Consider the following 25,921-nt stretch of genomic DNA (forward strand, 5'->3'; position numbering starts at 1 on the left):
TCAGAAACGTACGATCACGCGAACACTGAGTTGCCGGTTCGTGAGATAATTCGGCACCGCATACGTTCTGCCCGTCACATCTTTTACCCAATAGTAAGAGATCGTGTTCTGCACTTGTAAGAGATTGTAAACTTCCATTCCCACCCACAACGATTTCATGAAATGAAACGGACTCGATTGTTTCAACGGTTTACTTTCTTTAATGATCTGGTAAGAAAATCCGATGTCCACACGGCGATAAGGAGGCATACGGAAAATTGCTTTGTAACGTTCGTGAGTCGGAGGGCCGAACGGAAGTCCGCTTCCGAAAATTAATCCGAGATTCATCTTGCATGATTCCACATGCGGAAGATAATCCTGGAAAAAAAGTGAGAACGTGAGCAACTGATCGGTCGGGCGCGGAATAAATCCCGGTGTTACTTTAATGCTGTCCACCGGAACATTATTGTAAGTGTATCCCGGAATGATGGTGTCGCCGTCTGAATTTTTGTAGATGTAATAATAATCGTTGTAAAGATCTTCACGCGTGCGCAGCAAAGAAATATTCACCCACGAATCTACGCCCTTCACAAATTCTCCGTTCAATCGCGCGTCGAGCCCGTACGCGTAGCCATGCGAAAGATTCGCTCCGAAATAACGCATGCGCACATCATTCACTTCATACGGAATTAAATTGTCGAGATATTTATAATAACCTTCCACGATCAAACGGAACGGGCGTCCCCATGCGAGAAAAGTAACATCAGTTCCGGCAATGGCGTGAACAGAAGTCTGCGCTTTCACATCACGATGAACAATTCCCTGCAGGTCACGCAACTCTTTATAAAAAGGCGGCTGATCATACAATCCGCCGGCGAGACGGAAAAGAATATTTCTTTTTTTACTGTTCGGCCTCCATTCTAATTGCGCACGCGGGCTCACGATGAGTTGATTGTTCATGTCCCAGTAATTTCCGCGCACACCGAGCGTGATCTGCAATTGTGAAGTATCGCGCAGCGTTTTTCTCCAGCGCATTTGCCCATAACCGATGATGCGGTTTGAAAATAATTCTGCGCGGCTTTTGATCACATCCTGCAGATCAATGGAACTGGTTGGGTAATACGGAATGGAATATCCTGCAGAATCCACATAATTCCATTCGCTGATCTCATCATGAATTCTTTCATTCTGAAAACGCAATCCAAAATTCCAGGAAATAGAATCAGTAGTGCGCGAAGTTTTTATTTCTGCATTGTTCACCCACGCGTTCAAATAATTTCTTGCGTGATTGATGTAAGTTCCAACGCCACGATTGAATGCAACTTGTCCGAATGTAGGTTTTCCGAAATCCGCTTCCAGTTGATCGATGTAGTATTGTCCCTGCACATCGAACTGTTCCGATTCGTAAGTATTAAAAGAAGAGAGGATGAATTTTGTATTCCAGTGACGACGATCATAATTCAGCGAAACGGCATTGAACAAAGTGTTGAAGCGATTGATCTCTTGCCCGTCGAAATAAACAGTGAACTGTAATGCGTTGTTGATCGTACCGAAATCCGTTTGCCGTGTTGAAGGAACAAGATTGTATTTATTCACCGCATAATTCCCGAGATAACTGATGGAAAGTTCAGGCGTGATATGATAATTGAGAAACGTTTGCACATCAGTGAAGTTCGTGTGATAATCTCCTTTTGTTTCCAGCGAACGCAGCAAATATTTATTTGATTTTTCACGAATGCCGATCATCCAGGTGAAACGCGTGTTGTCTGAAATTCCTTCTACTTCCGCACTCGCACCGAGCAAACTCATCGAAGCAACACCTGCAAATTTTGTCGGCTCGCGGTAAGTGATGTCAAGTACCGACGCCATCTTATCACCATACTTCGCTTCGAATCCTCCTGCAGAAAAATAAATATCGTCGGTCATATCCACATTCACAAAACTCAATCCTTCCTGCTGGCCCGCGCGCGTGAGTAACGGGCGATACACTTCGATCCCATTCACATAAACAAGATTCTCATCGAAACTTCCGCCGCGCACCGAATATTGCGTACTCAATTCATTATTCGTATTTGCGCCCACATGCACAAGAATATCTTTCACATCGCCACCTGTTGTAGAAACGATCTCGCGGAATTCCTTCGGTGGAATATGTTCGAAATCGCGGTGCTCTTTAATGATGATCGTTTCGCTCACTTTCGGTTGCATCACCACATCGAGATGTTTCGTTTCACCATTTTTCAGAAAGACACTTTCCCTGCGAATGAAATAACCGGAACATACGACGATGATCGTATCGGTTTTATCAGCAGGAATATTCAGTTTGAAATTTCCCGATGAATCAGTGGTGTAAGAAATATTTGTTCCGAAAACAGAAACAGAAGCGAATTCAATTTTTTTTCCCGTAGAATCGGCAACAGTTCCTTTCAGTGTTGCAGTTTGTGCGCGAAGAAAAAACGGGAGAAGGAAAAAAAATAACGAATAGAAAAAATATTTTTTTGTCCTGTATTTCATAAAAAATAAAAAGGACGGAAATTTCATTGACGTTTCAGGTCTCCGTTGTGCAGCGCCTGTATGAATCTCGACCAGGCGATCGGGTTGAGCAGGTTGTTCGGAGGAAGTCCTCCCGCATAATAATTTTTCTGCGTGCGCATTTGAGTCGCGCTTGCTGCAGCCATTCCTGCGTCGGCAGCGAGATACATGGTTGAACTGATCTTGTCGGCTTGTGCAAGATTGCTCCGCGCGCGCTCGAGATCGTCCGACGGAACACTGGCAGATAAAAATGCAGTACGGAATCTTTCTTTGGATGGCCATGGATAAACGATCGCTTCGCGCAGTAAGATCGTGTCGAGGTATAACGCCTGTACGTGATTGTAATTGTTGCTCAATTCAAAAGTGTCGGGAACAATAAAAGTTCCCTGCCGGTAACCGAGGCCGAAGAAATCGACAGTATCTCCTTCCTGCACCACCATCGAATAATATCCGTTGGCATTTCCGAAAACGCCGCGTTCGGTATGCCGCACTACGAGTGCTACAAACGGAAGCGGATTGAGACTGTCTCCATCTACGATCAGGCCTGAGAATTGAATGACTTTTTTTGTCGTGTCCTTCGCTACAGGATTCTGTGAAAAAATATTTTTTCCCGGAAGCAAAAGAACTGCGACCAAAAGCAGGAGCCGGAATGAAAAAATATTCTTCATCGCTGACTCAAATTTACTCAAAATAACAGGTCGGACATCAAACGTCATTTGCCACATTTTATTATGAAAGACGTGGATTTTCCCTGATAGTTGTCAGCTGGAGAATGAAAGATCAGCGGAAATGAAGTGCAGCATAAATTCCGAAAGTGGAACTGTTTCCCGATGGAAAAATTGCAGGGGAGATGTTCATGGAGAGATCATCATTCACATTGAAACTCATCAGGTGCGCATCCACTGCAGCATCAATAAGATTCAATGTGTAAAGAGCCGTTGCGCCAATGACACAAAGATTGCGGTAACGTTCGTAATAATTTTTCAATGTTACCAGGTCATCATCCGAATAAGAAGGATAAGGATCGATCGTGTTCGGATCATTGTCATAACGATAAAGTAATGCGTGATGATATTTTGTCCATTCACGTTCGTTCCACCAGAATCCATAACCGAGCCCGGCAAATCCTGCATAAATGATCGGCACTTTCCAGTATTTCTTATTGTACACCTGCCCGAGTCCCGGCAAACAGGCACTGTAGATCACCGCTTTTTTCGGGGAATGGATCTTTTGTTTGAGAAGAGAATCGTGCGGAAGAGAATCGGTGAAAGAAAATGAATTTCCGTAATGAAAATTATTTTTTATTCCAACGGAAAATTGTGCGCGCAGAAAAAACGGAAAAAAAATAACGATCGCCAGTGAAAAAAAACAGTTCCGGGAATTCAGCGAACGATCGGCCATGAGAAATGGAATTAAACTTCAAGCGCGTCGAGTATCTGCTGGAGTTCCGCTTCAGAAGAGAAAGGGATCACGATCTTGCCGGCGCCGTCTGTATTGCTTTTCAAAACGATCTTCGCATTGTAGTGTTTCGAAAGAGCTTTGAGTTTGTGCGCATATTTTTCATCCATCTCGCCGGTAAGATTCCTGTGCTTGATGCGCGGCTCAATTTTTTTTACATCACGCGCAAGTTCTTCCACATCGCGGACAGAAAGATTTTCATCGATCGTGCGATTGTACAATTCCACCATGTCCGATTGTTTTTCCACGTTTACCAGCGCGCGCGCATGCCCCATGGAAATTTTTTTCTCGCGGATACCCAATTGCACGATCGCCGGTAATTTCAGCAGTCGCAGATAATTGGTAACGGTAGAACGCTGCTTACTCACTTTTTCAGAAAGCTGTTCCTGTGTAAGACTGCATTCGTCAATGAGCCGTTTGTAGCTGATCGCAATTTCTATCGCGTCAAGATTTTCCCGCTGAATATTTTCAACGAGCGCCATCTCGAGCATCGACTGGTCGTTCGCTATGCGCACGTACGCGGGAATGTTCGTGATGCCTGCGAGTTGCGTTGCGCGGAAACGGCGCTCACCGGAGATTAATTGGAAACGATCGTATCCCATTTTGCGAACGGTCACCGGTTGAATGATGCCGTGCTGTTTGATGGAATCTGCAAGTTCATGCAATGCATTTTCTTCGAAGTGTGTTCTCGGCTGAAAAGGATTCGCTTCGATCTGTGCAACGGGAATATTCGAAACGGCGCCCAGTATCGCTCCCGGCTCCGGAGAAATTTTTGAGTTGGAAGTAATATCGGTACTCGCGCTCTCGAGGAGTGCGCTCAATCCTTTTCCTAATGCATTTCGTTTTACGCTCATGTTTTTTGTTTTCAGATTGGAGAATGGAGGGAGGAGCCAGGAGATTTTTTTATTGATTTTCCCGATCTCCTCCCTTCACACTCCATTCTATTTCGTGATGTTGATGATCTTTTCTTCGTCGGTGAGACGCGTCATGTTGTTCTTCTGCAGAATTTCTCTTGCAAGATTTAAATAATTGATCGCGCCTTTGCTTGTTGCGTCGTGCATGATGATGGTTTCTCCGAATGAAGGAGCTTCGCCGAGTTTGGTATTGCGCTGAATGATCGTGTCAAACACCATGCTCTGGAAATGTGTTTTCACTTCTTCCACCACCTGGTTGCTCAGCCGCAAACGTATATCGTACATCGTGAGCAGAATTCCTTCAATGGCAAGTTCCGGATTGAGGCGGCTCTGAACAATTTTTATAGTGTTGAGTAATTTTCCCAATCCTTCGAGTGCAAAATATTCGCACTGCACAGGAATGAGAACAGAATCGGCAGCAGTGAGAGAATTTACTGTAACGAGTCCGAGTGAAGGAGAACAATCGACGATAATGAAATCATAAGAATTGCGAACTTTCTCGAGTGCGTGGCGCATCATCTTCTCTCGATTGGGAAGATTGATCATTTCTATTTCTGCGCCCACAAGATCGATGTGCGCGGGAAGAAGATCGAGATTCGGAGTGGAGGTTTGCAGGATGATGTCTTTGGGTTCTCTTCCTTCAATGATGGTTTCGTAAACAGAAGTTTTCACATTCTTCGGATCGAATCCAACTCCGGAAGTGGAATTCGCCTGCGGATCGGCGTCCACGAGTAAGGTGCGGTATTCCAGGACGGCGAAACTCGCTGCGAGATTGATGGCCGTGGTTGTTTTTCCCACTCCGCCTTTTTGATTTGCTATTGCAATTATTTTTCCCATAGTTCAATTACAGATTACCAGATTACTGATTACAGATGGGGCGATTTTCATTTGTAATTTGTGATCTGTCATTTTTCAATTGTTTCACCGATCTTCATCAGCGTAAGTTCTTTTCCGGCATCGCTGAATTTTTTCTTCGCCTTTTCGTGGTTGATCTTGATGTAACCGAAAGTATCGAAGTGCATGCCGATGATGTTATTGCATTTGATGAAATCGCTTGCGATCATTGCGCTGTCTGCACCCATAGTGAAATTGTCGCCGACAGGAAGGAATGCAAAATTTATTTTTTCAATTTCACCAATGAGTTTCATGTCGTAAGTGAGCGCAGTGTCGCCGGAATAATAAAAATTTCCTTCTTCGCTTTCCACGACGAATCCAACTGGTGCGCCACCGTAAGTTCCGTCGGGCAATGAACTGGAATGGACGGCATTCACACATTTCACTCTTCCGAAATCAAAGCGCCATTTGCCGCCGGTATTCATCGGGTGCGTTTTTTCCACGCCTTGCTTCGTCAGCCATTCGGTGATTTCGTAAGAGCCGGCAACTGTTGCGCCCGTATTTTTTGCAATGGAAACGGTATCGGAAATATGATCGAAGTGGCCGTGCGACTGAAGAATGTAATCTGCTTTTATTTTTTTCGGGTCAATGTGCGATGCCAGCGGATTGGCAGCAATGAAAGGATCAAAGAGAAGATGTTCGCCTTTTATTTCCACACCAAAACAGGAATGTCCGTAATACGTGATCTTCATTTTCTTTTGCGGATGGAACGGGGTTCAGGTAAAATTCTTTACTTCGCACTAACCCGTTTCAATTTCGTTCGAAAGTAGGCAATTTGAATGCGATAAGGGGAAAAAGAACGAAGGTAGTTTTGAGGAATTTTTAACAGCGTTTGATAACTCTTAACCGGCTGATGATCACAATAATTTCAGGAACGAACAGGAAAGCAAGCAACACGAGGATCGTTGCCGGTGAATATGTGCGCGTACTCAATTCATTTCAGTTGAAACACCAGTTGTTTTCACTCGAGGAATTGCCGCGCGATTTTGCTTTTACTTATCTCGACGGTTCGCAGACGGAAGAAGTGAAAGCGATCATTGAAAAATATTTTCATCACGCGCAGAAATTTATTTTCATCGTTCCCGAATACCAGGGAACATTTCCCGGAATTTTCAAATTGCTCATTGATGCTGTTCCAACACGTGAATTGGCGCACAAAAAAGTGCTGCTTGCCGGCGTTGCCAGTGGAAGAGGAGGAAATATGCGTGGACTCGATCAACTTACTAATATGCTGCACTATCTCGGCATGACTATTTTTCCGGGACATCTTCCCATCTCGCGTGTCCGCGACATAAGCAGCGATGGAAAGATTACGGATGAAACTACCCTGAAAAATATAAGAACGCAGGTCGAGAAGTTTGTTGAGTTTTGAGTTGTATCCAAACACAACCCCATCTCTCACTTCAAAAACAACTCTGCCACCGAAATCGGTTTTTCATTTTCTCTCCAGCGGAATCCTTTCAGCAATGCTTCTTTCGGATCCATCTCATCAGGCGGGTACATTGTTCCGTCGGGCTTGGAATAAAAACTGATGGAATTTACTTTCTGATCTTCGAGATTGATTCGGAAACTGATGCAGTCCACGCGATTGATGCCGGTGATGGCGCTGTCCTCTTCAATGTAATATAAAGTCTGCCCGTTGCCCGTTGCGTCGATGCAGTACAATTGATTCTTCCGGAAATAACCGATCATCTTTTTTGCTTTGATCTGGTTGTAACGCGACGTGTCCACTTTCGAAACAATGAAGGCAAGATTATCCATATTCATCCGCAGAATATTTCCTTTCGAAATAAGAATGGAAATTTTTTCCGCAGTGATCTGGTTTTCATCCGACCAGATCACCGGGTCACCGTACAAACGCATCGTGGAATCCATCGACGTCCACCCGAGCGAATCGCAACGCCCCTGCATATCGGTTTTGTAAAAACGAACGTGATGATAAGCGAGTACCACTCTTCCCGAATCATTGGAAGTCGTATCGCGTTTTTCTGTTTTGTTTTTTTTCTGGTAAGCTTTCTGTTTCAGCAGCGTTATTGATTTCAAAGTATCAGCATGAAGAAAAAGTGAATCGTCGGTGAAAGACTGGATGTACAGCGCATGCCCCGTTACCCAGGAAATATTCGTTAGCTCATTGTGTACCGCTAGATCGCCGCGTATCGTTACATCCTGCGAAGTATCCTGTATCTCCACATTCTTCATCGCCTTTCCTATTCCTGTTTTCCGGTTGTACCAGATGCTGTCTCCTTTCAGCGTCTGGTCGTGCGTAACGATCACCGCATTTTTCTGGAACTGGCAGATGTCGGCGTTCGTATCGTAAAATCCATTTTCACAATAGATCGTGTTCGAATTATTAGTAGCAACGATAGTCGTCGGCCCGAGGAAGTAAGCGGTTTTTGAAACAGGGAAATATTTCAGCGTATCGCATTTCATCGTGTACTCGGGATTATCGAGCAGCACATTTTTTTTGAACGTGAGCATTTTATCTGTGGTGGAATAAGATCCGATATCGCTGGTGAGCGTATTATTTTCATTCACGATCGTTCCTCCATTGCTGTAGCTTGCCACTTTTGAATTCATATCGTAAGTGATCGCGTCGGTGGTCAGCGTCATATCATGATCGATCATGATCACATTTCCGGTGAGGTCTGCTTTTCTTGTATTGCCATCGTAATTGAGATGATCACCAAAAATATTTATCGAATCACCCTGGTGAATGTGAACGCGGCTGAAAGCTTCGAGTGTATTTTTTTGCAGGAAAAAATGGGAACTGTCGCACGTCATGAGTACGCCCTGGTGTTCGAACTGCACATTTCCCACGAGGCGCTGGTAACCTTTATTCTTATCGCCGATGAGTTGATCAGCATGTTTCATCTGTACTAATTTTCCGTTCGCCGCATTCGGTTGCGCAAAAATTGCAGAAGCAAATCCGCAAAAAATAAAAACGAGAAAAAATAATTTTGTTTTTGTACGCATGCGCGCAAGGGATCGGCAAACTTTATGCCCACACCGCATTCCTTAACAAAGTTTGTGTGCGATCGGGGCCAACAGAAACCACGCTTATGGGAACACCGGTTTCGCGTTCGATGAATGCGATGTAATCATTCAGTTCCAAGGGCATTTCTGCAGCGGAAGTGGTGGTGGTGAGATCACGGCTCCATCCTTTCAGATCAACATAAACCGGTTCCACTTTTTTATTCACGATATCGAACGGAAGTTTGTCGGTGATCTTTCCGTCAATTTTATAAGCCGTGCAAACACGAATATTTTCAAACGCGCTGAGAATATCCGTCTTCATCATCATCAGTTCCGTTACGCCGTTGATCATGATCGCGTACCGCAACGCAGGAAGATCAAGCCATCCGCACCTGCGCGGGCGACCTGTTGTGGATCCGAATTCTTTCCCGATGTCGCGCATTTTATTTCCATCGTCGTCGAGTAATTCAGTAGGGAAGGGGCCGCTTCCAACGCGCGTACAGTAGGCTTTGAAAATTCCGATCACGCCGCCAATCCTTCCCGGCGCTATGCCGAGTCCTGTGCATGCGCCAGCACACATGGTATTCGAAGAGGTGACGTAAGGATAAGTTCCGAAATCAATATCAAGCAGCGATCCCTGCGCACCTTCGGCAAGCACACGTTTTCCTTTCGCAAGCATTTCATTGATGTAATGTTCGCTGTCGATGCGCGTAAGTGTTTTCAGAATTTCAATTCCTTCGAACCACGCGCTCTCGTGCGCACTCACATCCGTATCCGCGCTCATGTAACGCAGCAACTGCTGATGCTTCGCAACGAGTGCATCATATTTTTTTCTGAAGTCAGGAGAATCAATATCGCCAACACGCAAACCATTTCTCCCGGTTTTATCCATGTATGCCGGGCCGATTCCTTTCAGCGTAGAACCGATCTTCTCTTTTCCTTTGGCTGCTTCAGATGCTTTGTCGAGAAGCGCATGAGTAGGAAGAATAAGATGAGCGCGGCGGGAAACGAGCAAACGTTTGCTCACATCGACTCCGAGTTTTTTCAGCGCATCAATTTCTTTTTTGAGGATCACCGGATCGATCACCACTCCGTTGCCAATGACATTCACGGTATTTTCGTGAAAAATTCCGGAAGGGATCGTATGAAGAACATGTTTGATGCCGTTGAACTCAAGTGTATGTCCTGCATTCGGCCCGCCCTGGAAACGCGCTATCACATCATATTTCGGTGTGAGCACATCCACGATTTTTCCTTTCCCTTCGTCGCCCCACTGGAGACCGAGTAAAACTTCTGCTTTCATTTTATGATTTGAATTTGGCCGCAGCTTCTTCTGCTGTTTCCGTAACCGTAAAAACGGAATTGAGTTTAGTGACGAGCAATAATTCCTGGATCTTGCGGGGCACAGCGCAGATCACAAGTTCTCCGCCGCTTTTGCGCGCCCGAGTGAGAATGTTGATGAGTACATTCAGTCCTGTGCTGTTCATGTAGCGCAATTCGGAAAGTTCAATCGCAACATTATTCTTTCCTTCTTCCATCAACGCGTAAACGTTGTCGAGGAATTCCTGTGCCTGGTTCCGGTCGATGAGATCGCCGTAGAGTGAGTAGGAGAGGTAAGGTTCTTTGCTTACCAGTAGATAAGTGAAGCTCATGAGTTTCGTTTTGATCCTGATTTCATATTCTCACAATTTCCGCCAGACGCAAGTTTACGACATCTTCCGAAAAAATTGAGCGCATGAGAAGAAATATTGAAATCGAGAAATTGTTCGGTTGTTTTTTTTATCTGCTGTATTCTTGGATCACAGAATTCAAAAACCTTCTGACAATCCTGGCAAATGAGATGATCGTGCTGCTTGTAAGCGTACGCGCGCTCGAATTGCGCCTGGTTTCTTCCGAACTGGTGCTTGGTTACCAATCCGCATTCGAGCAGCAGTTCTATCGTGTTGTATAATGTGGCGCGGCTCACCCGGTACTTTTTATTTTTCATGAAAACATACAACGACTCAATATCAAAATGCCCACCCTGCGCATAAATTTCATCGAGTATGGCAAAACGTTCAGGAGTTTTCCGGTGGCCGAGTTTAGTCAGGTGTTCCGAAAAAATCTGTTTTACTGTTTCGCGTGTGTTGGGTTCGGGCATCGGGTGATTTTGGGGAAGAGTAAAAGTAGTAAAAGATGGGAGACCTGAGAGGAGAGATGGGAGGGAATTTGAAAATTCGAGGATTTAAAAATTCGACATTTTTCACTTGTAAATTGTGCATTGAGCATTTGACATTGAGCGTTATTGGGTTTGAAGATTCAGCATTTTCTATTTCAACAAATGAACAATGCCAAACTCACAAGATTCAATGTTCAGGGAATAAAGGTTTAATTTCTGATGTTTTTTTTCACTTGTTCATTGCGCATTGTAAGAAAATTTAGAGACACTCACCATGCGGAAAATTATTTCGGCGGAAAATTTATTCAATTCTATTATAAGTTTGGCCCTTATTCTGCTAAAATAATTGAGAAGATTTTTTTTCTTGAAAATTAATTCTCGGAAACAATTTTTGAATCTTTGAATAGCGCAGCGATTTGAATTCTTGAATCTTTGAATTTTTAATTCGGATTCACCCGGCTCACCGAGATCACGCCATTTACTTTTTTCAGTTTCTTCATCAGGTCGGTAAGGTGTTGCGCATCGTGCACGAAAAGCATGATCGTTCCATCGAAGGTTCCGTCGTGCGTATCGAAACTCAGTGAACGCATATTCACATTCAGTTCGTTCGAAATAATTTTTGTGATGTTGTTCACGAGTCCCACTTCATCAATGCCGGCAACTTTTATTCCTGAAAGGAAAGAGATCTGTTCCTGGCCGGTCCACCTTGCTTTTACAATCCGGTAAGCGAAATTCGACATCATCTGCACCGCATTCGGACAATTCACGCGATGAATTTTTATTCCTTCGTTGATCGTGATGAAACCGAAAACGTCGTCGCCGGGAATAGGATTGCAGCAGGGAGAAAGTTTGTATTCGATCTTCGTCATGTTGTCGCCGATGACGAGTGTATCTTCTCCTGCTTTTTTTCCGCGCACTTCTTTCACCACTTGTTCGAGTGTCGGCTCGGCCTTCGTACTCTTCGTTGGTTTTTCTTTTTCCTTCATCCATGCTTTCACATGCTTGAGCGTGATCACACCTTTTGCAATGCGGTAAAATAATTCCTGCGCATTCGGCAAACGGAAAAACACCTGAAGATCATTGATATTTTGAATTGTGAAATCTTTTTTCAGGTGATTGAATTTCCGCTCCAGCATTTCGCGCCCTTCTTCCGAAATTTTCCGCTTCTCTTCCTTCAGTGCATTTTTTATTTTCGATTTCGCTTTCGCAGTCACCACGTAAGTGAGCCAGTCTTCTTTTGGCGCTTGTTTTGATGAAGTGAGAATTTCCACCTGGTCGCCGCTCTTGAGCTGGTGACTGAGCGGCACCAATTTGTGATTCACTTTTGCGCCGATGCATTTCTCGCCGACCTTGGTGTGAATTTCAAAAGCGAAATCGAGCGCAGTGGCGCCGGATGGAAGCGTGCGCATTTCGCCGTGCGGGGTGAATACAAAAATTTCTTCAGCAAAAAGATTCAGTTTGAAATCGTCAATGAAATCGAGCGCATTCTCTTCGGCATTTTCCAGCATTTCGCGAATCTTGCGCAGCCAGTCTTCGAGTTGATTTTCTTTATTCTCCAAACCGGTGGCAGTGTCTTTGTATTTCCAGTGAGCGGCATAACCTTTCTCCGCAAGTTCATCCATCCGCTCAGTACGTATCTGCACTTCCACCCATTTTCCCTCGGGGCCCATCACAGTTGTGTGCAGCGATTCGTAACCATTTCCTTTCGGCGTGGAGATCCAGTCGCGCAAACGGTCGGGACTCGGGTGATAAAAATCGGTGACAATGGAATACACGCGCCAGCAATCTGCTTTTTCCATTTCGGGCGGCGTGTCTATGATGATGCGTATAGCGAAAATATCGTAGATCTCTTCGAATGGAACCGCTTTGAATTTTATTTTATTGAAAATAGAAAAAATGGATTTCGGTCGGCCAATGACGCGCGCTTTGAATCCCTGCTCTTTTAAAATTTCATTGATCGGCTGAATAAATTTGGTGATGAATCTTTTTCTTTCCGGTTCGGTCTCTTTCAGTTTTCGGGCAATGTCGTTGTAAGAATCCGTTTCGGTGTATTTCAACCCGAGATCTTCCAGTTCTGTTTTGATGGAATTCAATCCGAGTCGATGTGCAAGCGGGCCGTAGAGATAAAGTGTTTCCGATGCAATCTTCAATTGTTTATCGCGCTTCATCGATTCGAGTGTGCGCATGTTGTGCAAACGATCGGCGAGCTTGATGAGAATGACGCGGATGTCATCGGAAAGTGTGAGCAGCATCTTCCGGAAATTTTCTGCCTGCAGGGAATTCGTTTGCTGATCGAATACGCCCGAAATTTTCGTGAGGCCGTCAATTATCTTCGCAATACGTTCACCGAACATTCCGCGCACATCATCGAGTGTGATGTCGGTGTCTTCCACGGTATCGTGCAGGAGCGCGCACACGACGGAAGTAGTTCCGAGTCCGATCTCTTCTGCACAAATCTGCGCCACTGCAATCGGATGATAGATGTAGGGCTCACCCGATTTGCGGCGCATGTCTTTATGCGCTTCAAGAGCAACGTTGAATGCTTTGCGGATAACTTGTTTGTCGCCTTTCTCTAATTTGCGTTTGCACGCTTTCAAAAGATTCCGGTAACGTTTCAGAATTTCTTTACGTTCTATTTCAAGGTCAATAACCGGTGCTAATTCTTTCTCAGCCATACTTCTTCGGGAGATGATAATTCAGGTTTAAATTTACGAATAAGAATGGAGAAATAAGAATGGAGAATGGGGTGAGGATGAAAGAAATAATTTCAAATTCCTCCGCGCACTTTTCCTGTTCCTCCATCCTTCGTCTTCTCCTCTTTCGTTTTTGCTGCGCGATAAAAATGCCAGCCAATACTTGCCTGTGCTTCCCATTTATTTCCGACGAATGGACTATTCACATTCGGCAATGAAGTGAACGGATAATAAAACGGGATCACAGCACGTAAATCAAAATACAAATGCTCTTTGAAAAATGCGAATTGCCAGCCAATGTGAGTAGCCGCGCCGATCTCCGTGAGATTATTCGTTTGACTGAATGAATAAGCAGTGAGTTCATCATCGGAGCGATAAATCACATCCTGCATTTCTATGGTGTTGGCAAAAACAAATTGCGCGCCTATATGCGGGCCTGTGAACGGGTGACGCCCGAGCGTGTCGTTCCTGCGCAGGTAAACGGTGAAACCAATTCTCCCCTGTATGGTTTTGTAAAATGTGTTGCACGATTCAATGTGAGAATTGGCAGGAACAGGTTCAGGATCGAAAGTGAGACTTGCGTTAATGTGTTCTAATTTTTTCTGATCACTGAGTTCCGAAGCAGAAATTGATTCATCGTCTTTTCCTTTTCCGAAACCTGCATCAATATCAAAAACAATTCTGCGGTGGCCTGCTTCAATTCCGCCCATCGCGAGACTTTTGTTGAGTCCCTCCACACCGTGCGCTTTAATGAAAGCCGTGTACTTCTGCGAATGAACAGATGATTGAAAAATTAACAGGAAGAAAAACAGGAATATTTTTTTCAGCATGGCGTGCAGCTTGACATTCTACGCGTAAACTTCATCAAAGGTTCACGGAATAATGGAAACTTTTGAAATTTCCAAACTCATTCATATTACTCATTACTCAATACTCATGACCATGTTCAATCTACAGACTCATTTCTCCCTTAATTCAACCGGTGAAAACTTTCGACAATAGCTTCGAACACGCCCTGGTACTTGAGGAATTCGGCATCAGAATTATTCTGCGCATCGCAACTGAAGAACCACACATTTTTTCCGGAAATAATAATGAGATTCAGAAAACCGACTTTCTCCTGTTCATCGTAGTACATTCCATAACGCCGGAAAGCATCGCAGGAATCGATTCGCATTTTTTCTTCATTCACAATTTCCACTCTGCCCATATTCTCATGCAGCACCTGGATCTGCATTTGCGCTAAAGAGGCAAGATCATCACCGGGTTGCAAAACCGCCATCGCCACATTGAAATTCGGTTTCATCTTCACGCTCGTATCGTTCAGCTCTTTTTCAAATGAAACAAGCAGCGCGCCATTCGGCGATTCAATTTCTTTCCACGCTTTTGGAACATTGAAACTTATTCCCATTTTCTCGTTCCTGTAATCGCGGAAATTAAAATCATTTACATCCAATTCGTGCAGCACTTTTCCATTCGAAATATGTTCTGCTTTGATTGCATTTCCATTTTCATCATACGTCACCCACGCGCCCGCGACTTTGCCTTCAAGAAACATTCCTTTCTGTTTCACTTTCCCATCGGGAAAATACAGCACTGCATTTCCATCCTTCACACCATTTTTAGTTGCCACCACCATTTTCCCCGAGTCGGTTTGCAAAGTGATCTTACCGATACTGTCTTTGGCGGAATCGGGAGTGTTCGTTTTTTTTTCATCGCCCGAACACGCCATGAGAAAAAAAGGAAAGGCAAAAAGAAAAAAAATATTTTTCATGGTATTATTTCGCCGGTAAAACTTTTGATCTGCATTCTCCGAACCCTATGCGCACTCCATTTTTTTCCGCGTACCCGCGCAGGATGACACTGTCGCCGTCATTAATGAATTTTCTTTCCGAACCATCTTTCATTTTCACCGGCTTGGTTCCCCGCCATGTAATTTCCATCATAGAACCGAAACTTCCTTCTTCGGGCCCGCTGATCGTTCCAGATGCGAGAAGATCGCCGACATTCATGTTGCAGCCATTCACGGTGTGATGAGCAAGCTGCTGCTCCATGGTCCAGTACATGTATTTGAAATTCGAATGACAAACTATATTTTCTTCATTTTTTTCATTGGCAATTGAAACTTCAAGCTGAATGTCAATATTTTTTTCGCCGCTGTATTCGAGGTAAGGAAGAACTTTCGGTTCCTGCTCATATCCTTTTGTGCGGAAAGGTTCGAGCGCTTCAAGCGTAACGATCCACGGCGACATTACCGAACAGAAATTTTTTGCAAGAAAAGGCCCGAGCGGAACATATTCCCACGATTGAATATCGCGCGCACTCCAGTCGTTGAAAAGTACCATTCCGAAAATATATTCATCTGCATTTTCGGTGGAGATCGTGTCGCCCATTTCAGTTGCTTTACCAATGACAAAAGCCGTTTCCAGTTCGAAGTCAAGCAATTTTGTTTCGCCGTAAATCGGAACTTCTGCATCGGCAGGTTTCAATTGTCCGTGCGGGCGATGAAAATTTTTTCCGGAAACTACAATGGAAGAAGCGCGGCCGTGATAACCGACAGGAATATGTTTCCAGTTAGGAAGCAAAGCATTCGCGGGATCGCGGAACATTTTTCCCATGTTCGTTGCATGATCGATGCTCGAATAAAAATCGGTGTAATCCGGAATATGAACGGGCAGGAGCAGGGTTACATCATTCATCGGCACAAGACATTTTTCTCTTGCTGCAACCTGTGACTGCAGACTTTTACTTTTAATGTCGAGCAATTCCGAAACGCGCTCGCGCACTTTGTTTGTGATATTTTTTCCGAGCGAAATAAAATTATTGAGCGAAGAAGAAGAAAAAACTTTTTTATCAAAAGCAATTGCATCGAAATAACCGAATTCGGCCACAACAGAAAGATCGAGAATGAAATCACCGATCGCTACACCTGCGCGCGGACTCCGCTGTGAAGTTTGAAAAATTCCGAACGGAAGATTCTGTATCGGGAAATCTGAATTTTTCTCAACCTTCACCCAGCTTTTCAGATCCGGATCATTTGCTTTAGACATACTTTTTCAATTGGGAATCAAAGATAACATCCATCGGCGACACGTGTGAAAACCCTGTTTTTTCAGAGGGAGATGCGAATGAAAAATTCTATTATTGGGTTTCTTAAGCACTTGTTTACCAAATTATTACAATAAAACCTGTATCTTTCCATTGCTGATTCGTTATAGTATCAAATCAAAGGAATTGCATGCGGTCAGTTACAATTAATCCTTCGGTTATGGAGGTTGTCTCGAAGTACCACGCTACCAGGGAGGACATGCTCAACGAGCAGGTGCTGGTGGAGGAAGCAAAAAAGGAACCGTCGCGTTTCCAGGCGTTGTATAATAAGTATTACGAGAGAATTTTTCTGTTCGTGTGGCAACGGATGGATGATAAAGAAGCAGCACATGATGTTACATCGAATGTTTTTCTGAAAGCAATGTTGAATCTTCACAAATATGAATTCAAAGGTGTGCCGTTCGCATCGTGGTTGTATCGCATAGCAAAGAGTGAAGTGTACACGGTTTTTCGTCAGCAGCAGGCGCAGCGCACGGTGAATATTGAAACCGTTTTATTGGGCGACATGGCGGAGGAAATGGAAGAAGATAAATACGGCGCCTACATCGGAATTCTGAAAGAAGCAGTGCTCGAACTCGAAGAGGAAGATATGCAGTTCATAGAAATGAGATTTTTTGAGAAGAGAGCATTCAAAGAGATCGCAGAAATTTTCGGAATAACAGAGAACAATGCAAAAGTGAAAACGTACCGCATACTTGAAAAATTAAAAAAGATCATCACCGGAAAACCAAAAACCAGGGACTAATGCACCTTTTTACCCGCATTACGCGTCATGAAAAAATATAAAGTCAACATCGACCGCCAGAAACCTTCGTCAGATGAAATTCTTTCGAAGAGAAATTTCGACGGCCTGATGAAGCAATACAACGCTTCGCCGCTTAAACCGGGGAAGAAACCATTCTGGAAAAAAGGATGGTTTGCCGGATCGGCCGTCACTGCGGTGATCGCTGTTTCCATGACCGTTGTTCTCCTCGAAAAAAATCAACCGGAAAAAAATAATTCTCCTGCTGCAACAAATTCATCGTTGCAGTCCGCGAATACGAGAACGCCGGGGCAAATGACGAATACTTCGAACACGATCGTTCCGCAGAAAAGAAAGATTGCGCCTCCGCTTAAAGGCATGAATATTTCTTTCACCGATTTCAAAATCAGTTCTGCGAAAGGCGGCACCGTGACTTATAATTCGGGATCGAAACTTATTTTCCCGGAGAATGCTTTCGTGGATGCGAATGGAAAATCGGTGAATGGGAATGTGGATATTCATTACCGGGAATTCCACGATCCTGTAGATGTTTTTCTTGCGGGCATTCCAATGCAATATGATTCTGCCGGAAAAACTTTCCAGTTCGAATCGGCAGGGATGATGGAAGTCACAGCGTCGATGAACGGAACTCCTGTTTATCTCGATAAAAATAAAAATGTGCAGATCCAGTTCGCTTCGGAGAATTCCGATTCTAAATTCAGCGTTTATCTTTTTGATACTACAGCAGGCAATTGGATATTCAAAGGAAAAAATAATGTGCAACAACCGGTTTCCGCTTCGCAACTCACACCGAAACAGAAAGCGCAAAAGGAAAAAGATGACCAGGCAAAACTTTCGGCGTTGCAAACCCAGCGCGATGATGGAATTGCAGAATCTTACCGGATGAATGCAGTTCCCGCGCAGCCCAGAGTTCCCATTCACGCTGATAAAACAAAACATCGTTTCCCCATTGATTGCGATCCGAGAGAATTTCCTGAAATTCTCGCTTACAAAGATGTGATCTGGACGGTGGATGAATCGAAAGAAAATTTTGACACGAAAGCGTACGACATACAATGGGAAGATTTTAAAATTTCAAAAGGAACGGAAGAAGGAAAATATATTCTCACGCTTAAAAAAGGAACTACTGTTCTGAAACTCGACGTGTATCCATCGTACGAAGGGACCGGTCTCGAAAATGCAACAAAGGAGTACGATAAACTTTACCAGCAATATTCCGACGCACTTGCAAAACGTGATAAAGCAGAACAAACAGCAAGAAGTAATTACGAGATAGCAGTGAACAATGGAGGCCTTGCTTATCTTGTTTCTTCGCATGTGAATGATGCGGTGAATGTGGAAGTGACGGATAATTTCATGCGCGTTTTCACGATCAGTAATTTCGGAATTTACAATTGCGATTGCGCAGGCGATTACCCGGGCAATACGCGCGTGGTGCTCGCGATGAAAGATGCCGATGGAAAAGCGATGAATGATCTCACAAGTCTTTATCTCGTAGATCGCCATCATTTCGGTTTGTATTCTTACGGCGGAAATCCTGTTGCGAATTTCACTTTTGATTCCAATTCTTCCAATATGCTATGGGGAGTGAAAAACGGAATGTTGTACACGGCCGATGACGATCAGTTCAAAAATGTACGTGGACAGGCATCTGCAACATTTGTAATGAAACCGGTTCTCCGTTCATTCGCTTCGCCCGATGAGATGAAGAATTTCTTCGGCATTCATACAAAAAGACAGTGAACTCGCGTTGAATTATCATCATGAATAAAGTTGCGGCCATATTCGTCCTCGGAATATTTTCATCGCTGAATAGTTCATCGCAACCCGACACGGCAAAAAAAGAAATTCCACAGGGAGTCATTCACATTCGCAAAGCCACCTGTACGCCGTATGTGAAAGTAGAATATTCATTACAACTTTCTAAAGTAGCGTGGGGCGAACGCAGCGTGAATTACAATGGTGATGTGCAACTGCAACGTGTGCCGGTTTACGATTCTCTTTTTTACGGTCCCGATCTAAAAAGAGAATATCCGCGCGAGACCACAAATATTTCCCGTTACATCGGTTTGAATCTTGCTTTCAGTTTTCCTGCGAACGATACTCCTGCGGTTGATACGATGTATGTTGATGTGTGGATCTCGAAGAACGGAAAAATCCAGTACGCTGATCCCGATACGGTGAATACAGGAAATATGAATAATGAATTGGTGGCGGAACTCGGCGCACTCACTGTAAGTCTTGAAGGGCAGCAATGGGGAACTGCGGGAGGATTCGATACGCCGAAACAATTGATGAAGCCATCGGAATTCGTTGCAGAAAATTATTGTTGCCGAATGGCGATCATTGTTTCTTCCATGCCGCTTACCACCGATCAGAAAAATACCCGCGCTGTTTTTTCCCCGTTCGATATTCCGCTTAACTGTCCTGCTTCCGATGAAGAACAAAAAGCTTTTCTGCAGCGGAATCTTTCGAAGCAATAAAAAAAATCAATTCTCCCCGTTCATTTAATTCTTAATTTCATCTGGTGAGAAAACTTTTACTTTTCATTTTTATTTTTTTCAGTTTGGCGGATGTGATCGCACAGGATTCAATTCCGGAAGGAATTATTGTTGTGCGCCGACCGCTCATCCCTGTGGCTTACACAGTTTCCATTAATTATGATTATGGCGAATATGGCGTAGCAACCCACGTCGATAAAATTTCACGCAATGAAATTGTGCTGTCTGATTCTGCAAGAGGAATTCTTCCTCCGTCGCCGGTGAATGTCGATTCTTCATTCATGAACGCGGAAATGCTTGCGGTGTTGCGCGAACATGGCTCATTGAATAATGACAGTTTCAACTGGAATACATTTCTCCTGCCGATGCATTATGGTTTTTCCTGGAGCGATACCGTGCGATTCGACAGTGCGCAGTTTGCCGTGCAGATCGATGAGAATGGTTTGGCAGGAATAAAACTGATGCCGTGGAAAATTGCGGACAGTACAACGATCGCATTCGAAAAAAAATCTTTCGACAGGATGCGTAAATGCAGTTACTGGTATCCGGCGCGCTATACAAAAAAGAAGAGAAGAAAATTACGCACAAAGAATATTCCGAGTTACCTGCTCATCACTGTTTACGCGCGCGATGCGGGCGCGGGAAGAATGAAACCGCTCGAAGTGATAGATCACTGAAAAAAAATGCAGGAAAAATTACCAGGCGAATAATTTGTATTTCTTCATCATCTTATTCACTTCCTTCTTCACATTCGCTATCTTTTTTTCGCTGGTGTGATTCATCACTACTTCATCAATGAGTTCCGCGATCTTCGGGATCTGTTTTTCTTTTATTCCGCGCGTAGTGATCGCAGGCGTGCCCACGCGGATGCCTGATGTGACGAATGGAGATTTGTCATCGAAAGGAACCATGTTCTTGTTCACCGTTATATCGGCTTTCACCAGCGCATTCTCTGCTTCTTTACCCGTAATATTTTTTGAACGAAGATCGATGAGCATGCAATGATTTTCAGTTCCGCCGGAGATCACATGATAACCGCGTGCAACAAATTCATCAGCAAGCAGCGCCGCATTCTTCACCACTTGCACCGCGTAACGGAGAAAACCATCGCTCAGCGCTTCATGGAAAGAAACTGCTTTTGCAGCGATCACATGTTCGAGCGGCCCACCCTGTGTTCCGGGAAAAACAGCAGCGTCGAGTAGTGCCGACATCATTTTTATTTCTCCTTTCGGTGTTTTAAGTCCCCAGGGATTTTCAAAATCTTTTCCCATGAAAATCATTCCTCCTCTCGGTCCGCGAAGTGTTTTGTGTGTTGTTGTCGTAATGATGTGGCAATGCGGAACCGGATCGTTGAGAATTCCCCGCGCTATCAATCCTGCAGGATGTGCGATGTCGGCCATGAGTAGCGCGCCAACTGAATCCGCAATTTTTCTCAGGCGCGCGTAGTCCCAATCGCGTGAGTACGCAGAGGCGCCGCAGATAATGAGTTTTGGTTTTTCAGCGTTCGCAGTTTTTTCAACGTTATCATAATTGATCATCCCGGTTTCTTTTTCCACTCCATAAAATGTAGGGCGATAAAGTTTGCCGGAAAAATTCACAGCAGATCCATGCGTAAGATGTCCGCCGTGCGAAAGATCGAAACCGAGGATTGTATCGCCTGGTTTTAAAACGGCAAGCATCACAGAAGCGTTCGCCTGTGCGCCGGAATGCGGTTGCACATTCACCCATTGTGCATTGAAAAGAGATTTTGCGCGGTCAATGGCAAGCTGTTCGCTAAGGTCAACAAATTCGCATCCGCCATAATATCTTTTTCCCGGAAGTCCTTCTGCATATTTATTGGTGAGCACAGATCCCATCGCTTTCATGACCTGGTCACTAACAAAATTCTCAGACGCGATCAGTTCAATTCCACTGGTCTGGCGATGCAGTTCTTTTTTGATGATGTCGAAAATGGCGGTATCTTTTTTCATGATGCGATACTGAAATTAGTGTGGACAAAAGTAAATAAATCATTCACTTTTTCGGAGAACGAGGAAGGATGCAATTAAGATCACAAGTAAGGCCGGCGTTTCCGTTAGCCCGGCGAGAAAGCGCGCAATATTGTAAGTAGAATCGATCATGCCTGTCAATGAACCGGCGAGGTAGAATAAAGAACCAAGAATGAAAATTATCCCGTAACTGATGAGTGTAATACGGATCTTTTCTCTTTCATTGAAAATAGTCTTCACCGTGATTGCTGCAAGGAGCGCAAAGACGATCGCAAATAAAACGGTGAGCAGCCACTTGGAATAATAAAGAGCAGCGTAACTCCATCCCGAAAGAAAATGCAGGGAAGGAGAAACGTGCGAATCGGCGTCATGATAATAAGTAACCCGGCTCTGCTCATTGATATTCACAAAAATGAATTCACGAAGGAACCCGGTCACAATGTAGAGCAGGATAAGCAGGCCGCCGGCGATTTTTTTTCTCATGGCTTGCTGTAGTTCTGTAAACCGCCGGGATCACTGAATTTTTTTATCCAGTAATACCACATAAAAAAAATAATTCCATACATCAGTATCTGGAAAAGATAAGTGTGATTGAATTCCAGCCACGATGGATGATTTTTTACAATGATGCAGAGCAGTACGATCCGGAAAATATTCAGAAAATGAATGACCGTGATACCTGCCGGGATGTAGAATAATTTATAAATCCATTTTCCCGGATAGGCCGCTATGAAGAAAGTGAATAAGGCGAAGAGTGTTATTCCATCGCAAGGATCACCGATCCATAATCCGTGTGTTCCGTCGATGCCGATGGTCCTTATCGTCGGATTATTTCCAATAAAAGTATGAAAGCCGAGTTTGCTGAGAATAAAAAGTGACCAGAGAGAATTATCGTTGATCACGAGCCGGTCGAGTTTACCCCAGGGATGAATGACCCATTCGTAGATCATCATCCACACCAAAAACAAAGCGATAAATATTCCGATGAACCGAAGCGTTCTGCTTTCGGGAATTTTCAGATTCATGCCCTTTCAGAAGCGCCGCGAAGTTTGAATGAGCGGTATACCATTGCGGCGCCGAAAATAATTGCCGCAGCAAGAGCATAATAAATCCCGCCATTTACAGGAACGCACGGAGGAGGCCAGCATGGAGGCCCGCCGACAGGAGGAGGTGGTGGTGGTTGCGCATGCGCTGTTTGCGCAAATACAATAACGCAAAGCACAAAAAGAAGGAAGAAAATGTTCCGGTTGAATTTCATAATTGGTTCGCTTAATAGAATATCTTTTTAGTGACGACCTGTTCGCCTTGTGTGATCTTCACGAAATAAACTCCGTGCGCATAAGGATTCTCCAGTGAAACTGTTTCGCTGGTAACGGTGAATTGTTTTGGCGCAGAAATTTCTTTGCCTTCCACATCATAAATAGAGATCGTTACATCAGTTTGCTGATCGAAGAAGAACGAAGCTTTCAGATTTCCGTTGCTATTGAAAACAGTACAATTTCCATCGAGTGCCTGCGCAATATTCTGTTCATCCAGAGGGCATGTTCCTTTTTTGTCAAAATGAAGTATCAGGTTACGTTCTTCGCCGGGCTCTGCAAGGAAAGAATAAGATGAATTCTGAGCGAGATCTATTCGTTTTCCATTTGAAGGATCTTCAAGCCAGGCGCAGGAGTATGCTGTTACATGATCTATTCCCGAAAAAGAAATTATTTGATTTCCCGGAAGTGCAGATTTGATCACCAATGGAATGCTCACTGAATTCTGATCGGTATTCATTGTATTCAGCATAATTTTCGTTGCAGAAGCATCTGATGTCCATATCAGCGAAGCATCATCATACGGACTTGCGAGGAAAGGCATGTCTTCACGCACATCAAAAGTATTGAGCGCGTCGGGTTGAAAACTTACAACTGATTCTCCTCCGAGTCCGTTTACATCATTAGTAAGACGAATGCGTACAAAATTTTCCGGATCGGCCAGACGGATAATATTTGGATTTGCTGCTGTATTTTTTGCTGCTTCTGTAAAATTTACATTTCCTCCTGCAGTAGCAAGACACATGAATCCTTGTGTCCCGGCAATTACGCCTCCATTCGGATTTGCAACATAACTTCCGTTTTCCTGGAGAATGTAAAAATTCGGATTGAGATTTCCTGAAGCAGCAACAACAGTTGCGTAAGTGATAGGACATCCATAAGGATTGCTGACAAGATTATAACCACCACCCACACCGCCGGCAGTGACAGCAATACTTTTATTGCCAAAGCTTGGTGTTCCTTTAGTATCAAAAACAAGAGGAGCGGTAAGAGTTGACATATCATCAGCCATCCAGCACATGAATCCTTCTCCGGCAGTGAGAGCAGTTGCTGTTGTCGTAACATTCACCCATGTTCCTGAAGGCTCGTCATAAGTTCTAACAGAATAAAAAACAGGACAGCATGCATTGCCATCATTGCCACCAACACCGCTCATATAAAATCTTGCATCGCTATCCCAATCGTCAAGAGTAGATCCATTAATTGGTGAGCCAAGGAATTGCCAATAACCGGTAGCAGGGCCATCAATGTAAGCTTGCGCGCTCCATCCCGCACCAACCAACGAACCTCCGACAACTCCGATTTTCGCACAAGTTGTTGCCGCGGTAGCTGGAAGAATAATTGTACCAGCGCCGCCTGTACCGAATGATTGCGTATTTACAGTGAGAATATCAGAAATAATAATTGTTCCTGTAACGGAAACTCCACCCAGTGTATTGGAAGAAGTCACATCAAAAAATGTAGGAGTAACGGCTCCGCTTATGGTTTGAGCAGCAGCGCCGGCAAACGTAACAGTTCCCGATCTCCCGGTGAATGTTCCGGCCGTATTTGTAAAGTTTCCTTTTATTGTCAATAAAAAATTTGCTGCACTCACATCAAATGTTCCTGCAGTGATCGTAAAATTTCCATTCAGTGTTAGTGGCGTTGCGAGTGTGAGTGTTCCGGCAGCTTTGTTTACAACGAGATTTTTCATGATTTCCGTTGATGCGCGGGTAATACTTTGCGCTCCGCCACCATTGAATGTAGCCGTTGCCATATTGGTACAAGTGAGGTTTGCATTGTTATTCCAATTTCTGCCAATGGTGACGTCGAAATTATTGCAATTCAAAGTAACAAGAGCATTGATGGTAAGATCATTATTAACAGTGAGGGCACCAGACAAAGTTTTTGTTTGAGCAGCGGCGGTATTCAGAACAAGATTATAATAAGTTGCCTGCGCACCTCCCACAATTGTAGTATACCCTTTCTGATAAGTTACAGTATTGGTTGCTGCAGATGCATTGAGTGTCCCTGTTGATGCATATCCCGACATTGTAAGTGAAGAACCATTCAGGTTATTCCATGTAGCTCCTGAATTGATCTGAACATTTGAATTACAGGTAACACTTCCGCTATTGTTGATGATCCTGTTACTGGTAATGTTGATGAGTGATTGAGCGATGAGCACTGTGCCGGCAGCGATCGTATAGTTCTGATAGAAATAAATTGTATTGCTGGAGATCAAAGTAGAAGAGGTAACAGTTCCTGCTGCGAAAAACTGGATACTTCCTGCACTACCGAGTCCGCCGTTTTTTGTGAAGTCGCCATAAATAAGAAGCGAGTAATTTGCGCAGGTAAGAGTAGATCCGAGATTAATATTAAGTGTTTGACACGCCGCTGCGGTCGTCATATTCACAGTAAATCCACCCGCAATATTCACCACATCATTATTATCCGGAATTCCGTCAGCATCTACACCAACTACACTCCAGGTGGCTGGTGTTGTCCATGAAGAACTGGCTATAGAAGTAAAGGTAGCCGCTCTTGAGAGCGATGCCAGAAAAATAGCCGCGAAAAGGAGGTAAAGTCGTTTCATGCGGGGTGGGTATTTTGTATGTTCAAATGTAAGAATTTCTAATATAATATCTCTCATTTTCATACTTTT

Annotated in this window: 24 protein-coding genes; 5 read left to right on the forward strand and 19 right to left on the reverse strand. The window is 44.1% G+C overall.

Annotated elements, in window-relative coordinates; genetic code table 11:
* The 6 genes from HY064_11895 to HY064_11920 form a co-directional block, all read right to left on the reverse strand.
* Positions 1-2,493, reverse strand: a complete 2,493-nt coding sequence (locus tag HY064_11895; protein ID MBI3511358.1) for a carboxypeptidase-like regulatory domain-containing protein — start codon at positions 2,491-2,493, stop codon at positions 1-3.
* A gap of 23 nt (positions 2,494-2,516) precedes the next feature.
* Positions 2,517-3,179: a hypothetical protein gene (locus tag HY064_11900; GenBank protein MBI3511359.1), complete on the reverse strand. Its 663-nt coding sequence runs from the start codon at positions 3,177-3,179 to the stop codon at positions 2,517-2,519.
* Between the two features lie 112 nt (positions 3,180-3,291).
* On the reverse strand, positions 3,292-3,912 hold the full coding sequence (locus HY064_11905; GenBank protein MBI3511360.1) for a hypothetical protein: 621 nt from the start codon (positions 3,910-3,912) through the stop codon (positions 3,292-3,294).
* Between the two features lie 11 nt (positions 3,913-3,923).
* Positions 3,924-4,823: a ParB/RepB/Spo0J family partition protein gene (locus tag HY064_11910; protein MBI3511361.1), complete on the reverse strand. Its 900-nt coding sequence runs from the start codon at positions 4,821-4,823 to the stop codon at positions 3,924-3,926.
* Between the two features lie 87 nt (positions 4,824-4,910).
* Positions 4,911-5,720 carry a ParA family protein gene (locus tag HY064_11915; protein MBI3511362.1) on the reverse strand — a complete coding sequence of 270 codons (810 nt, stop codon included), beginning with the start codon at positions 5,718-5,720 and terminating at the stop codon, positions 4,911-4,913.
* 68 nt (positions 5,721-5,788) lie between these two features.
* On the reverse strand, positions 5,789-6,469 hold the full coding sequence (locus HY064_11920; GenBank protein MBI3511363.1) for a metal-dependent hydrolase: 681 nt from the start codon (positions 6,467-6,469) through the stop codon (positions 5,789-5,791).
* A gap of 161 nt (positions 6,470-6,630) precedes the next feature.
* Between HY064_11920 and HY064_11925 the strand changes: the two genes are divergently transcribed.
* On the forward strand, positions 6,631-7,149 hold the full coding sequence (locus tag HY064_11925; protein ID MBI3511364.1) for an NAD(P)H-dependent oxidoreductase: 519 nt from the start codon (positions 6,631-6,633) through the stop codon (positions 7,147-7,149).
* Positions 7,150-7,175: 26 nt separating this feature from the next.
* Here the strand turns inward: HY064_11925 and HY064_11930 are convergent, their stop codons facing one another.
* The 8 genes from HY064_11930 to fahA form a co-directional block, all read right to left on the reverse strand.
* The gene (locus HY064_11930) at positions 7,176-8,750 is read right to left on the reverse strand and encodes a hypothetical protein (protein MBI3511365.1); all 1,575 of its coding nucleotides are present in this window, start codon (positions 8,748-8,750) and stop codon (positions 7,176-7,178) included.
* Positions 8,751-8,772: 22 nt separating this feature from the next.
* The gene (locus HY064_11935; protein MBI3511366.1) at positions 8,773-10,053 is read right to left on the reverse strand and encodes an adenylosuccinate synthase; all 1,281 of its coding nucleotides are present in this window, start codon (positions 10,051-10,053) and stop codon (positions 8,773-8,775) included.
* 1 nt (position 10,054) lies between these two features.
* Positions 10,055-10,402 carry an STAS domain-containing protein gene (locus HY064_11940; protein ID MBI3511367.1) on the reverse strand — a complete coding sequence of 116 codons (348 nt, stop codon included), beginning with the start codon at positions 10,400-10,402 and terminating at the stop codon, positions 10,055-10,057.
* On the reverse strand, positions 10,399-10,890 hold the full coding sequence (locus tag HY064_11945; protein MBI3511368.1) for a transcriptional repressor: 492 nt from the start codon (positions 10,888-10,890) through the stop codon (positions 10,399-10,401). The genes HY064_11940 and HY064_11945 overlap by 4 nt, the downstream gene beginning before the upstream one ends.
* A 458-nt stretch (positions 10,891-11,348) precedes the next feature.
* Complete coding sequence (locus HY064_11950; GenBank protein MBI3511369.1) at positions 11,349-13,583, reverse strand: bifunctional (p)ppGpp synthetase/guanosine-3',5'-bis(diphosphate) 3'-pyrophosphohydrolase; 2,235 nt, start codon at positions 13,581-13,583, stop codon at positions 11,349-11,351.
* Positions 13,584-13,675: 92 nt separating this feature from the next.
* Positions 13,676-14,431: a hypothetical protein gene (locus HY064_11955; protein ID MBI3511370.1), complete on the reverse strand. Its 756-nt coding sequence runs from the start codon at positions 14,429-14,431 to the stop codon at positions 13,676-13,678.
* A 140-nt stretch (positions 14,432-14,571) separates the two neighbouring features.
* Positions 14,572-15,375, reverse strand: a complete 804-nt coding sequence (locus tag HY064_11960) for a hypothetical protein (protein ID MBI3511371.1) — start codon at positions 15,373-15,375, stop codon at positions 14,572-14,574.
* A 4-nt stretch (positions 15,376-15,379) separates the two neighbouring features.
* On the reverse strand, positions 15,380-16,651 hold the full coding sequence (gene fahA / locus HY064_11965; GenBank protein MBI3511372.1) for a fumarylacetoacetase: 1,272 nt from the start codon (positions 16,649-16,651) through the stop codon (positions 15,380-15,382).
* A gap of 218 nt (positions 16,652-16,869) precedes the next feature.
* On the opposite strand from fahA, the gene HY064_11970 reads away from it, so the two are divergent.
* Genes HY064_11970 through HY064_11985 form a run of 4 tightly spaced genes read left to right on the forward strand, consistent with a single transcriptional unit; the run spans position 16,870 to position 20,650 of the window.
* On the forward strand, positions 16,870-17,454 hold the full coding sequence (locus HY064_11970) for a sigma-70 family RNA polymerase sigma factor (GenBank protein MBI3511373.1): 585 nt from the start codon (positions 16,870-16,872) through the stop codon (positions 17,452-17,454).
* Between the two features lie 27 nt (positions 17,455-17,481).
* Positions 17,482-19,215: a hypothetical protein gene (locus HY064_11975; GenBank protein MBI3511374.1), complete on the forward strand. Its 1,734-nt coding sequence runs from the start codon at positions 17,482-17,484 to the stop codon at positions 19,213-19,215.
* 20 nt (positions 19,216-19,235) lie between these two features.
* Complete coding sequence (locus HY064_11980) at positions 19,236-19,955, forward strand: hypothetical protein (protein MBI3511375.1); 720 nt, start codon at positions 19,236-19,238, stop codon at positions 19,953-19,955.
* 44 nt (positions 19,956-19,999) lie between these two features.
* Positions 20,000-20,650 carry a hypothetical protein gene (locus HY064_11985; protein ID MBI3511376.1) on the forward strand — a complete coding sequence of 217 codons (651 nt, stop codon included), beginning with the start codon at positions 20,000-20,002 and terminating at the stop codon, positions 20,648-20,650.
* Positions 20,651-20,668: 18 nt separating this feature from the next.
* Here the strand turns inward: HY064_11985 and HY064_11990 are convergent, their stop codons facing one another.
* From HY064_11990 to HY064_12010, 5 genes are read right to left on the reverse strand one after another with little or no spacing between them, the layout of a single operon-like run.
* On the reverse strand, positions 20,669-21,943 hold the full coding sequence (locus HY064_11990; protein ID MBI3511377.1) for a serine hydroxymethyltransferase: 1,275 nt from the start codon (positions 21,941-21,943) through the stop codon (positions 20,669-20,671).
* A gap of 39 nt (positions 21,944-21,982) precedes the next feature.
* Positions 21,983-22,444 carry a hypothetical protein gene (locus tag HY064_11995; protein MBI3511378.1) on the reverse strand — a complete coding sequence of 154 codons (462 nt, stop codon included), beginning with the start codon at positions 22,442-22,444 and terminating at the stop codon, positions 21,983-21,985.
* Entirely contained in the window at positions 22,441-22,986 is a 546-nt protein-coding gene (locus HY064_12000; GenBank protein MBI3511379.1) for an archaeosortase/exosortase family protein, read from the reverse strand. Before HY064_12000 ends, HY064_11995 begins: the two co-directional genes overlap by 4 nt.
* Complete coding sequence (locus tag HY064_12005) at positions 22,983-23,219, reverse strand: hypothetical protein (protein MBI3511380.1); 237 nt, start codon at positions 23,217-23,219, stop codon at positions 22,983-22,985. The genes HY064_12000 and HY064_12005 overlap by 4 nt, the downstream gene beginning before the upstream one ends.
* An 11-nt stretch (positions 23,220-23,230) precedes the next feature.
* Positions 23,231-25,852, reverse strand: coding sequence for a T9SS type A sorting domain-containing protein (locus HY064_12010; GenBank protein ID MBI3511381.1), 2,622 nt, complete (start codon positions 25,850-25,852; stop codon positions 23,231-23,233).
* Positions 25,853-25,921 lie beyond the last annotated feature (69 nt).

Source organism: Bacteroidota bacterium (assembly GCA_016194975.1).
Taxonomy (GTDB): Bacteria; Bacteroidota; Bacteroidia; order Palsa-965; family Palsa-965.